Annotated in this window: 11 protein-coding genes; 5 read left to right on the top strand and 6 right to left on the bottom strand. The window is 51.1% G+C overall.

The window, feature by feature from the left end; all coding sequences use genetic code 11:
- Positions 1 to 11: 11 nt before the first annotated feature.
- Positions 12 to 3188, top strand: coding sequence for a transglycosylase domain-containing protein (locus BUC02_RS08690; RefSeq protein ID WP_254794162.1), 3177 nt, complete (start codon positions 12 to 14; stop codon positions 3186 to 3188).
- Between the two features lie 48 nt (positions 3189 to 3236).
- On the top strand, positions 3237 to 4448 hold the full coding sequence (locus BUC02_RS08695; protein WP_073321421.1) for a hypothetical protein: 1212 nt from the start codon (positions 3237 to 3239) through the stop codon (positions 4446 to 4448).
- Between the two features lie 68 nt (positions 4449 to 4516).
- Here the strand turns inward: BUC02_RS08695 and BUC02_RS08700 are convergent, their stop codons facing one another.
- The 6 genes from BUC02_RS08700 to BUC02_RS08725 form a co-directional block, all read right to left on the bottom strand.
- Positions 4517 to 4975 (bottom strand): hypothetical protein, encoded by a 459-nt coding sequence (locus tag BUC02_RS08700; protein ID WP_073321423.1) that lies wholly within the window; start codon positions 4973 to 4975, stop codon positions 4517 to 4519.
- A gap of 151 nt (positions 4976 to 5126) precedes the next feature.
- Entirely contained in the window at positions 5127 to 6278 is a 1152-nt protein-coding gene (locus tag BUC02_RS08705; RefSeq protein ID WP_073321425.1) for a glycosyltransferase family 2 protein, read from the bottom strand.
- A complete protein-coding gene (locus BUC02_RS08710; RefSeq protein WP_254794163.1) occupies positions 6275 to 6772 on the bottom strand; it encodes a thioredoxin family protein in 498 nt (165 codons plus the stop codon). Before BUC02_RS08710 ends, BUC02_RS08705 begins: the two co-directional genes overlap by 4 nt.
- Positions 6769 to 7254, bottom strand: coding sequence for a hypothetical protein (locus tag BUC02_RS08715; protein WP_073321427.1), 486 nt, complete (start codon positions 7252 to 7254; stop codon positions 6769 to 6771). The genes BUC02_RS08710 and BUC02_RS08715 overlap by 4 nt, the downstream gene beginning before the upstream one ends.
- A gap of 12 nt (positions 7255 to 7266) precedes the next feature.
- Positions 7267 to 8187, bottom strand: coding sequence for a signal recognition particle-docking protein FtsY (gene ftsY, locus BUC02_RS08720; protein ID WP_073321429.1), 921 nt, complete (start codon positions 8185 to 8187; stop codon positions 7267 to 7269).
- Positions 8188 to 8208: 21 nt separating this feature from the next.
- Positions 8209 to 8790 (bottom strand): ATP-dependent Clp protease proteolytic subunit, encoded by a 582-nt coding sequence (locus BUC02_RS08725; protein ID WP_073056695.1) that lies wholly within the window; start codon positions 8788 to 8790, stop codon positions 8209 to 8211.
- Positions 8791 to 8970: 180 nt separating this feature from the next.
- On the opposite strand from BUC02_RS08725, the gene BUC02_RS08730 reads away from it, so the two are divergent.
- The 3 genes from BUC02_RS08730 (at position 8971) to BUC02_RS08740 (ending at position 11909) form a co-directional block, all read left to right on the top strand.
- Entirely contained in the window at positions 8971 to 9273 is a 303-nt protein-coding gene (locus BUC02_RS08730) for a hypothetical protein (RefSeq protein ID WP_073321431.1), read from the top strand.
- Between the two features lie 35 nt (positions 9274 to 9308).
- Entirely contained in the window at positions 9309 to 10424 is a 1116-nt protein-coding gene (locus BUC02_RS15685; RefSeq protein WP_083564520.1) for an FISUMP domain-containing protein, read from the top strand.
- Positions 10425 to 11165: 741 nt separating this feature from the next.
- Positions 11166 to 11909: a lysophospholipid acyltransferase family protein gene (locus BUC02_RS08740; RefSeq protein ID WP_073321435.1), complete on the top strand. Its 744-nt coding sequence runs from the start codon at positions 11166 to 11168 to the stop codon at positions 11907 to 11909.

The following is an 11909-nucleotide window of genomic DNA, read 5'->3' on the forward strand; positions in this document are numbered from 1 at the left end:
CCGCCTATATCGTGGTCTTCAAGATACTCCCGACACAGGACCCCGACAATCAATTCAACCGCGCCACCATTCTGCAAGTGCTTTCGGGCGAAACCCGCGTCTATTATAATGACGGTGAAGAACTTTTGGGCGCCTTCTTTGACGCAAACCACCGCGTGTACGTGCCTTACGGCGACATTCCGGCAAACATCGTGAACGCCCTGATTGCCGCCGAAGACGCCGGCTACTGGACGCACTCCGGATTCAGCATTTACGGCTTTACCCGCGCCATGATTTCGAACCTCAAGAGTGGCCACATGCGCCAAGGCGGTTCAACCCTTACCCAGCAGGCCGTAAAAAACATTTTCGGTCGCGAAGAACGCAGCATCAAGGAAAAGGGCAAGGAGCTCATTAACGCGCTCCGCATGGAAAAGCACTTTAGCAAAGAAGACATTCTGGAATTCTACTTGAACCAGTTCCACGTTTCGGGCACCGGTAAAGGGGTCGCTATTGCAGCCCAGTACTTCTTTAACAAGGAACTCAAGGACCTGACGCTTGCCGAATGCGCCTTTATTGCAGGCTCGGTAAAGGGCCCGTTCAACTACGACCCGTTTATTCAACGTAGCGCCGAACGTCGCGAAAAAGCACTCGCCCGCGGCAAGGAACGCCTGGAATACGTGCTTGGCCGCATGGTCGAAGAGAAATACATTTCTGAAGAAGAAATGAGCGAAGCGCTGGCGAAGCCGCTGGAATTCAACCACGGCAACTTCCGCTTTAGCGTGAGCACTATGCTTGAACGCATCGAAGAAAAGCTGGACGGCGAATTCTTCCAGAAAAAGTTTGAAGCCGAAGGTATCGAAGACTGGCGCAAGGCTCAGCTATCGATTACAACGACTGTAGACGCCCGCAGCCAGGACGCAGCCAAGACCGCTTTGCAGGCAAACATCAGCGGGCTCCAGATGCAGCTCGGTGGTTTTGTACTTCCGAAGGCCCAGTTTGCAAACCGCGCCCAAACCGCACGCAAGGGCGACTACCTGTACGGCACTGTCGACAGCATCATGGTCGACGACCAGGGTGGCCTCAAGGCATTGACGCTCAGCTTCGGCCAGCTCAAGGGCATGGTTTCTGAAGCATCGGTCAAGGACTTCGCGAAAAAGGCCGGTGGCGACGTGAACAAGATTCTGGCGCCACAGCTCAAGAAGGGAGCAATCCTCTTGGTGAGCATCATGGACGATAAGCTTGTAGACGGCTTTGCCCCTTGCCAGATTGAAACGGAACCTGTACTGCAAGGCGCCCTGTTCGCTATCCAGAACGGCAACGTGATTGCAAGCCAGGGCGGATTCCACAACACCGGATTCGACCGTAGCTTTAAGGCTGTGCGCCAGTTGGGTTCTAGCTGGAAACCAATTCTTTATGCACTCGCCCTCAAGTACCACTGGAATTACCTGGACATGCTTGAAAACGACTTCAACGTTTTCCAGTTCACCAATCAGTTCTATTTTCCGCGTCCGGACCACAAGAACAAGGGTGATGTTGTAAGCATTGCCTGGTCTGCAACACGTTCTGAAAACATTGCAAGTATTTGGCTTCTGGAGCACTTGCTCGACAAGCTTTCGCTCGAAGAATTCAACGACATTGCAGCCGTGAACGATATGGCCCGCCACGAAGACGAAGATACCAAGAAGTTCTTTGAACGCCTGCGTGACAAGTACGGCCTGATTTTGAAAGAAGACACCAAGCGCGAAATCGAATTCACCAAGGCACGCGACGCTCTTGCCGAACGCTACAGACTCGAAGGAAAGGACGACAAGGCCCGCGATGTGCTGAACCTGCGCTACGGAACCTTTAACGATATCGCCGTGAAGCAGTCCAAGAAAGATGCGAAAACTCTCGGATTCATCAAGCACAACTACAAACGCTATTCCGAAATCTTGCGCGAACGCCAGGCACAAGAACTTGACCCGACGATTGTGCTCCCGCCGCTGGATTCCGTGGTATTGCTCAACCACTTTACGCTTGCCGACATGAAACGCCTTTCGACCATGATCGAGCCGGTGGACAGCGAAGTGGATTACCTGGATGCCGAACACCTACGTTACTGGCCCGACTACAGACGCTCCTTGGCCTTCGCCGAATACGCACGTTTTGCCAAGGAAATCGGCATCAAGCAGAAGTTGCAGAAAGTGTTCAGTATGCCGCTCGGCGTGAACGACATTACGCTCGCCGAAATTTCTACCGCCTACCAGACGCTTTTAACCGGCAAGGTGTTCAAGTGCCTAGACGGCGACTGGACAGATCCGTGTTTCATTAAAGAAATCAAGAACCGCGACGGCAAGGTGATCTTTAAAAACAAGAGCGAAAGCAAGGTGGTGCTCGGCGACACGATTACCTCGCAGATGGCAGTGATGTTGCATTCCGTGTTCGTAAACGGTACTGCCCGCAGCCAGTACACCCACATTACGGTGACCTCGCCGGATAAAGCGATTACGCTGCGCTACCCCGCCCTCGGTAAGACCGGTACCACCAACGATTACCGCAACGTGGCGTTCCTCGGTGTACTCCCGACTTACGTGAACGAGAAGAACGGCATTTCTACTGATTCCGTGATTGCCATCGGCAGCTACGTGGGCTTTGACGACAACAAGCCGCTGAAATCGGGCCGCACGCGTATTGCAGGCGCGAGCGGCGGCCTTCCGCAGTGGGCAGACTTTGCGAAGAAAGAAATCGATATTTTGGGACTGCCTGAAAAGATTGACTTCCTCGATATTTCGATGCTTGCCGCGGGCGAAGTTCCGCTAATACTCCCGAATGAACGCGGCCAGCTGACGGTTGACCCGATGACCGGAAGCATTATCGCAGGCGGTAGCGCCGAACAAGGCCGCCCGCTCCCGTGGATTGAGGTTCCGGGATTCACGCCGCCGCAGGTACACGCCGCAGCTGCAGAAACCGCCGCCGAAAACGGAATCATGGTCAGTTTGCCCATGCCGGCCGCCGCACCTGCCGCGCCCGCAGATTCTGCCAATGTAGCCGGCGCCGCCCCGAGTGCTCCTGCCGAAGGCACTACCTCGGAAGGCGCCGCCGTGGCCGTGCCCGCACAGCCCGCACAACCGGCCCAGCCGAAGGCTGCCGCCATGCCCAAGGATGACGACTGGGATTTGCCTGAAGGCTTTGATAGCAAGAGCGCCTTTGTGCCTATCGAAGCGGATTGATAGTTAGCAGTTAGTAGTCGGCAAAACTTAGCGAAAGAAGAAAATAAAATGAGAATCAAGTTTTTTAGTTTGTTATCAGCAAGTGCTTTTGCACTGACGGCTTGCGTGGGCAATGCACCCGCTCCCGAAACAGAACCGACTAACGTTTCTGCAAACGCTTCTTCTGAGCAAGAGCAGCCCAGCACGCTGTCAAGCGACACATCGCATCTGAACACGCAGGAACCGGGCTCCCCATCGGGCGCGATTTTCAATTCGCAGGCTCTCGACGGCTACCGCCTGGCCACCCCGGAAAACATTCCGACGGCACCGGAACACGAACCCGCAGCTAGCAATAGCAAAACGGCAGCCGCGATCGCAGACCCCTACACCGCAATCCCCGCGATTGTCCAGAGCATTTTTGATTACGCCAACACCTTGTACAACGCCGGCTACACCGATTCTGCAAGCGCTTACCTGGAACGTTTCCGTGTAATCAAGCCCTTATGGGAACAATGGGAATCTAAAGCCGATTCCATGTTGAATGAATTCGGAAAAATTCGCGCCGAAAAGGCCAAAGCCTTTGAGCCGATGGTATTCCAGATTCAAAACATGAACCGTGCAAATTCCGACTACGACCTTGTAGCAGAAACCGCCGATAGTTTGATTGCTCTTGCTCCGGGCGATTCGCTGACCCAGTGGGCAAAGGCACAGAAGGGGGTTGCCTACAAGAATACGCTCTCCAAGGCAAAGAAAGAATACGCCGCCATCAAGGACCTAGCCGACAACCAGGCGCAATTTGCCGAAGCAGAAAAGCAGGCTCTCACGTTCCAGATGCGTTACCGCGACTTTGAAAACGACCTCCATATTCAAGCGCTTATCGACCACATTCGCGAACTTGCGCAAGCAAACGATGCTGAAGCCGCTAAGTACTGGGAATCTCATGACCCGGCACAGGCTCTTGCCAAAGCCGACACGCTCTTGCAAAAAGAAAAGTTCAACGAAGCCAAGGAGCTTCTGATGAAACTGAGGGCGAGCAAGCTACGCAAAGAGGCCAACGAGCTTTACACAAAGCTTGCAGACAACTTCTGCACCAAGCAACGCAAGACAACGAGTCAGGTATTCGCCAAGGCCCAAAAGCAAAAAGATGCGGCCAAGAAGAAAAAGCTGTTGAACGAAGCAATCGCCCCGCTGGACAAGTGCCTGACAGAATATCCGGACAATCCGCAGAAGCAGAAAGTCGAAGAGAACAAGAAGTTCCTGGAACAAGAATTAGGGAAGTAAATCAGATGTGGGATGTGAGATGTGAAATGAGTAATTACACATTTCACATCAGTCATTGCACATTGTTTTTACAATTCTACTAATATGCCGGCTTGCACGTAGGCGTAGCCTTTGCCTTCGTGATCAAGGAACTGGTAGCCGCCCATCAACATAATTGACGAATAGTCGCCGTTCTTGATGTCAAAGCCGCCGCCGGCACGCCAGAACATCTGATGGTTCGAGCCAAAGAGATAGCCCCAGTCACCGGTTGCTACCGGGAGCGCCGTGCTACCGATGGGCAAGCGAACCCACACACTGCCCGAAACCGGAATCAAGCTCACGTTGTCGATTTCTTGATAGCCCGAGCCGATGCCGAAAAAGAGCATCTGGTCAATGGGATACCAAAAGTGGCCGAAAACGTTCAAGTTGAACTTGCCGATTTCGCTCACATGATTGACGACACCACCCTGCACATCCATGGTAAAGGCACTTGCCGGTACCGCGGCAAACGCAAAAGCAAACAGAATAGCAGAGAAAATCTTTTTCATATCTACAATATAACTCAAAATTCACTAAAGATTCTTCGACTTCGTTGCACTACTACCCAAAGGGCATAACTCAACTTGAGAACTAAAGTTCTTAGTTTCGTATAGCTCAGAATGACACTTCTAACCGACTACGGTCTACCTCCTACTAAAATCACTCGTCGCTGCGGGTTTCGCGGGCCCAACCGCCGCTCTTTTCAGGCTTGAAGGCCATAAAGAAACCTTTAAGCATGGCGTAGTTCATCGAAAGGAAGTAGTAACCGCTCGGGACAATCTTGAAACCGGCCACCAACAGCGAAAGCGTCATCACGCCAAAGAAAATCTGGTAGAAGAGTCCGCTCGTGAGCAGGCAAGCGTTGGCGACAAACAGCAAAATCAAGATGTGCGGCGAGAACCAGCGCAGAATCTTGTGCGAGAAGAACAAGTAAGCAAGCAACGGATGCAGCGGATTCAACAGCGGCAAGTAAGAGAACAAAAAATTAAAATTCGCGCGGCCGATACGCACCTTGCGGCGGAATTCACCGCTCGATTCCTTGGAAGTCTGCTCGGTACCGATAGCACTTGTCACAAACGTGCAGTAATAGCCTTTTTCAAGAACCTTGGTCGTCACGAAGAAGTCGTCCATGACGCTCTTCTTGACCGGCAGTTCCGTATACAGTTCGCGACGTATTGCATAGAGGGCGCCATTACCGCCGATCAACATGTCAAGAATGCCTTCGAACTTTTTGATTTCGGATTCCAAATCCCAGTAGGAACTTTCACCGCGACCCAGCGTAGAACCGCTCTTGTCCGACAGAATCAAGTGACCGCATGCGCAACCGATTTTCTTGTCCTGGAACGGAATCACGAGCTTGCGCACCACATTCGGGAAGAACATCGTGTTTGCATCGCAGAAGAGTAAGATGTCGTTCTTTGCAATTTTGTTCAGGCGGTTCAGCATGGCAGCCTTGCCCGCATTCTTGGGCGCCTTGACCAGCGTAATTCCCTTATCGGCATAGCGGGCAACGATTTCGGCGGTCTTGTCGGCAGAGCCGTCGTCACCGATCAAGACTTCTAGCTTGTCCTTGGGGTAATCAATTTCTAGAATGTTCTGGATTTTGCGTTCAATTACAGCCTCCTCGTTGTAGGCCGAAATCAGAATCGACACCGTTGGCAGTTCAACGTCACCTTGTTCTGGAGACTTACGGCGCTTAAAGATTTCACTCACGAACGGGAGCGTCATCGGGAACAGCAAGTAGCAATGTACTAGCAAAAAAATCATCACCCAGAAAACGATTTGAGCGTAAAAAAGGAATTGTTCGTTCATCGAGACATCCACTCCTTCTCTTTTTCAAGAAACTGGTACAGCATGTATTGCAGCTCTTGCGGTGACATGGAATCGGTCACCGTCAAAATGCTCATGCCCTTCGGGGCGACAAGCACAAAAGCCGGAAGCGCGTTCAGTTCCCATACATCAAAATAGCAGCGTTGCACCGTTTTCTTTTGACCGTCGCACACAATGGAATCTTGCGAGTCGGCATTGAGCTTAACGGCATAAAAACGCGTATTCAAAAGCGAGGCCACCGTGGGGTCGCTGTACACGTTCGCATCCATCACGCGGCAGGGAATGCACCAGTCCGCATACAAATCCACAAAAATCAGCTTCGGCCCCGTCTTCGCCTTTTCAAGCGCTTCATTGTAGCCCATCCAATGTACCATGGACTTTTTAGCAGCCTTCTTGGCAGGCACCGCATCGTTCAGAGGGGCAGCAAAAGTAACCGACACGCAAAGTGCTACAAGCATCAACAAGCGAAAAATCAATGTACACCTCCCTTGTGGGCGGGCATCTGGTTTTGCGGCGCCGGAATCTTCGGCAGGCGCGCCTTTGGACCATTACCCTTTTGAAGAGCCTCTTTTGCATCTACTGTCGCGGCCTGCGGAGGTGTCAGCAGAGAATCGATGCGGGCATTTACTGCCTTCTGGAACGGCACCCACTGGCGCTCGTCATTCAGGATTTCGTCTGTCTTGGCGAGGAACTGTTCGCGGGTATAGCCCGCCGCCTTCAAAGCGTCTTGGCGCACCAGGCGACCCATCGGGGAATCCTTGCCATAAGTAATCTCGGCCACGCGCAGTTCGACAAACAAGTCTACGAACTTCTGGTCGACCGTAACCTCGCCGCTACAGCCGAAGAGACTTCCACAAAGCGCAAAAGAAATCAAAACGTAAAGGAGATGCCGGGACAAGCCCGGCATGACATGATCGGGGGCCACTATGATGTTTGCTTCTTTTTCGCTAAACTTCATAAGGTCCCGTTACTATTCCTTTTCTTCCAGAGCGTTTTCGAAAAGGCCTTCCACGTATTCGGCCTTGCTGAAAGGAACCAGCTGGTCGATGCGTTCGCCCATGCCAATCCAGCGGATAGGAATCTGGAGCGAGCTTGCAATCGAGAGCACGGCGCCGCCACGGGCCGTACCGTCGAGCTTGGTCACCACAAGGCCGGTGAGCGGGAAACTCTGGTTGAAAATTTTCGTCTGATTGATGGTGTTCTGTCCGGTATTGCCGTCGATCACGAGCCACATGTCGTGCGGCATGTCGGGACTCACCTTCTTGATCACGCGGACAATCTTCTTGAGTTCTTCCATCAAGTAGTCTTTGTTGTGCAGACGGCCGGCGGTATCGATCAATACCACGTCGCAGCCGCGGGCCACTGCAGCATTGCAGGCATCGAACGCCACAGCCGCAGGGTCAGAACCTTCCTGGTGCTTCACGAATTCGGCACCGCTACGCTGCGCCCAGGTTTCAAGCTGGTCGATGGCCGCAGCACGGAACGTGTCGCAGGCCGCAATCATCACCTTCTTGCCCTCGTCTTTAAGGCGTGCGGCAAGCTTACCGATCGTGGTCGTTTTGCCGGCGCCGTTCACGCCAATCACAAGCACCACATGCGGTTTGCCCTTGAGTTCAAACGGCGGCGGGTCCTTCAAGAGGCGTTCCGCTTCGCTACGCATAATGCCTAGCACCTGTTCGGTTGTGAGCGACTTGCCTAGCGCCTGTTCACGAAGCGCATCGGTCAACAGGAACGCCGCTTCGACACCCACGTCGGCCTTGATCAAGTGTTCTTCGAGTTCCTCAAGAGTGTCGTCTGTAATTTTGCCTGCACCGACAATACCCTTGAGTTCGCCCATCAAGGCGTCGCGGGTCTTGGCAAGGCCACTCTTAATGGCAGAAAAAAGTCCCATTCGAAAATTTCCGTAAAATCGTTAAACGATGCTTTCGACCTTGTCGACCAGGCCGTAGGCCTTGGCCTCTTCGGCACTCATAAAGTTGTCGCGTTCGGTGTCGCGGTCGATTTCTTCCATGGTGTGGCCAGATGTTTCGGCAAGAATCTTGCCCGTAATGTTGCGGATACGGAGCATTTCTTCGGCCTGAATCTGGATGTCGCTTGCCGGGGCGACAATTTCACCGTGAATGAGCGGCTGGTGAATCATGATGCGGGCGTTCGGCCATGCATAACGCTTGCCCTTTGCACCCGAAGTCAAAAGTACCGCACCCATGGAGGCTGCCTGACCGCAGCAAACCGTGACCACGTCGCTCTGGATAGCGTTCATGCAGTCGTAAATGGCAAGGCCGCTAGAAATCACGCCACCCGGGCTGTTGATGAAGAAATAGATGTCGTCGTGGTTCAAGGAATCCAGGTACAAAAGTTCCTTCACAATGCGTTCGGCGCTTTCGTCGTCGACACCGCCCCACAAGAAAATCTTACGCTTAGAGGCAAGGAATTCTTCAGCCTTCTTCATGATCTCGGAAGGGGCGTTCTCTTTCTTTTCGTTGCAATCTGCCATAATAAATCCTTTTTGTTCGGGTATAATTTAGAAAATTCAATATATTATCGTCTTTTCGCACCCATTTGTAAAGCAAGGATTTTAAAGGATTTGCTTATGATTCCGGCGCAAAACTTGAATATGTTGACAAATTCAAACTTTAAAATTAGATTATTCATAAAGCGATTGAAGGAGGTTTAGATGCCGTATGTTTATGTGAAAGATTCCGAAGGATTCGTATTCAAGAAAAAAGAATCGGATGTCGCTGCAGATGAAAAGATTATCTCGGAAAAAGAATATCTGAAAAAATCGGGCATTGCCCTTTACGAAAAAAAGTTCGGGCACGGCGGTGCGCGCGAAAACGCGGGCAGAAAAACGAAATTCGCCTCTCCGCTGAAATTTCAGATTCGCGTCACAAAAGAGGAAAAGGATTTTCTTGCATTCGCAAGGAGCAACAAGCTCAATTTCGCAACTCTGATGAACCTTGCGACAAAACTAGATTAATACTTTTCTAATTTTCGGATTCTAGGAGGTCTTCCATGAAAAAGATTTTTGCGTTATTGTCTCTTTTAGCCCTGCTCGCAGCATGTGGCGATGAATCAAGTAGCTCCGCTCCCGATCCAATCGGTGAAATCTCGTCGAGTAGCAATGACGACAATGGTTCTGCATCCTCGTCTTCTCAGAAAGATTCTAAAAAATCCAGTTCCTCGGTATCAGAAAAAAATTCTTCTAGCTCCGTAAGTGGAAAGAATAGTAGCTCGTCGGTGGTCGAGTCGAGTAGTAGCGCGCGGAATTCTAGCAGCAGTTCTGCTATTCTGTTTAAACAATGTGAAGAAGGTGATACTGTTATAAGTGAAATGGGGTTAAATGTGTTTTATTATCGTTGCCACGATAATGAATGGGTTCTTGATTCTACTGTGAATGTTGTAAAACCCAAGGTTTATCCGAACATGGATAGCGTATTTAATCCGGCTGTGACTTATGGTTCTTTTAAAGATCCTCGTGATGGAAAGGTTTACAAGACGGTTCAATACTATATGGAGGTCCAAAGTGGCAACACTACTGTCATTGATTCTTTTACGGTGATGACTCAGAATCTGAATTACGCTGATACGATAATCGATAGTACAACGACTGTTTTTGACGATTCAAAAGTGGAAAAACGTTGTTACAACGATGATCCTTGGTATTGTGACAATTATTTTGGTGGACTTTATACTTGGAGTGAGGCTTTGGGGCTTCCTAAAGTGTGTGATAGTGTCGGTGTTGCTGATAACTCAAAATGCAATGTTAAACTTGGCGACGATGCCAAGGTGCAGGGAGTGTGTCCGGAAGGTTGGCATGTGATGAACGAAACCGAATGGAAACATTTTGCTTTTCCACGAGGAATCGATGCTAGTTATACTATGTTGTCTCGTGCCGTATGGAAGGATGTAAAAAATACGAATTCCAGTGGAATGTCTGTCTTGCCTTATGGGGATGGAACGTATGATTCTCAAAACAGCATGTTTTGGATGGCCCATGAATTTAAAGAAAAACCTAAAATGGGCGGTGCGTTTATGATCAATGGTTTCAGTACTTCTTCAGCGAGCTCAAAATATGGGTTCCTTTACGTCCGTTGCGTAATGGATGAAGGCGATACATTCGTTAAGTAAAAATTTTAACAAAAAAACAAGTTAGTGATTTCGATAAATGCGTAAGGCGAGTAAAACAGGATTGCTTGCAAGCCTATTTCCGAGCCTAGCATTTAGTACGTAGTACAATCAGTGTGGCCTTTTTTGCTTGCATCAAAGGAGGTGCCGGGTCAGTGCCCGGCATGACAGCGGGAGCGGCATGCCCAGAGGCGGAGGAAAGTAAGTCGGTGAGCGAACATTCGTCGGCCGAAGGCCGAGGCCATGTGAGCTTAAAGCCCCATGCGTTAAGCTGGGGCTGTGGCGAGAGTGAGGCGAAATCGACTATTCTTTTTTGCGATAGAGCCGAACGGTCTTGATGGCGTGCGGAGCAGGCTGAGCCGGAGCGCTTTTTTTTCGGACATGAAAAGCTGATGCCGATTTCCATCGGCATGACGCGGGCGGGGAAAGGAGGTGCCGCATCGAGTGCGGCAAGACAGTGAGCAATTCATTCCACACGGCTCATTTCTGGAGCCGTGGGCATTTTGAATTTGGGGTCTTAGGGGCAACGCCCCTAGGCGAGAAGGTAGCGGATGCCGCACACGGCAGAAGCGAGGGAGAGACTTCTCCCTTTTCATGCATCAAAGGAGGTGCCGGGTCTACGCCCGGCATGACAGCGGGCAGAACCCCTCCCCCTTCAACATAAGCATATTTTTTTCAGTTTTATGTTCCACTGCCCATAAAAAATATACATTATGGGTGTAAACCCTTATTTTTAGGACACTTATGGCATTTATTCGTGCAATTTTCTACTACTTGTTCATTGGAGTAGGGCTTTTCGTTGTCGGTCTTCCGTTCATGTTTTACAAGGGCGTGCTTTGCAGGCGCTGGGCAGACAGCACCCGCATATGCATCCCGTTTTTCCAGGTTTTGTTCAAGTTGTCGGGAATCAAGGTCGAAATCGAAGGCAAGGAGAACATTCCGGACCACAAGAAGTTCGTGCTCATAGCCAACCACCAGAGTTTTTTGGACATCAACGTCATTTGGCCCTCGATTACCATGACCTCGTTCATTGCGAAGGCGGAACTCTGGAAGATTCCCGTGTTCGGCTGGGTCTTGACTAAAATCGGCTGCATTCCGGTGCACAGGAACCCGCGCAAGAACCTCGGCATGGGCGCCACCGTGAAAAAGCGCCTCGAAGACAACGTGACCATTTCGGTGTTCCCCGAAGGCCACCGCAGCAACGACGGGCACATGCTCCCGTTCCAGAACGGAATTTTCCGCATGGCCAAGGAAAACAAGTTTCCGCTCCTGCCGGTGACGCTTGTGGATACGGGCAAGCGGCTTTCCAAGACCAAGTGGGCAATGACCCCGGGTGTCGTGAAGATTGTGGTGCACCCGCTCCAGACACCCGAAAGCTTTGAGAACAAATCCGCCACGCAGCTGCGCGACGAGATTCACAACATGATTTCATCGGCACTGCCTTACAGACAGGCCGACGCCGCCACCGCGGCAAACAAGGAGGCCTAA

It is taken from the genome of Fibrobacter sp. UWOV1 (assembly GCF_900142495.1).
Taxonomy (GTDB): domain Bacteria; phylum Fibrobacterota; class Fibrobacteria; order Fibrobacterales; family Fibrobacteraceae; genus Fibrobacter.

Bases quoted from the DNA above. Each gene is read 5' to 3' on its own strand.
- BUC02_RS08695 (WP_073321421.1), top strand. From the start codon at position 3,237: ATGAGAATCAAGTTTTTTAGTTTGTTATCAGCAAGTGCTTTTGCACTG.
- BUC02_RS08700 (WP_073321423.1), bottom strand. From the start codon at position 4,975: ATGAAAAAGATTTTCTCTGCTATTCTGTTTGCTTTTGCGTTTGCCGCG.
- BUC02_RS08705 (WP_073321425.1), bottom strand. From the start codon at position 6,278: ATGAACGAACAATTCCTTTTTTACGCTCAAATCGTTTTCTGGGTGATG.
- BUC02_RS08715 (WP_073321427.1), bottom strand. From the start codon at position 7,254: ATGAAGTTTAGCGAAAAAGAAGCAAACATCATAGTGGCCCCCGATCAT.
- ftsY (WP_073321429.1), bottom strand. From the start codon at position 8,187: ATGGGACTTTTTTCTGCCATTAAGAGTGGCCTTGCCAAGACCCGCGAC.
- BUC02_RS08725 (WP_073056695.1), bottom strand. From the start codon at position 8,790: ATGGCAGATTGCAACGAAAAGAAAGAGAACGCCCCTTCCGAGATCATG.
- BUC02_RS08730 (WP_073321431.1), top strand. From the start codon at position 8,971: ATGCCGTATGTTTATGTGAAAGATTCCGAAGGATTCGTATTCAAGAAA.
- BUC02_RS15685 (WP_083564520.1), top strand. From the start codon at position 9,309: ATGAAAAAGATTTTTGCGTTATTGTCTCTTTTAGCCCTGCTCGCAGCA.
- BUC02_RS08740 (WP_073321435.1), top strand. From the start codon at position 11,166: ATGGCATTTATTCGTGCAATTTTCTACTACTTGTTCATTGGAGTAGGG.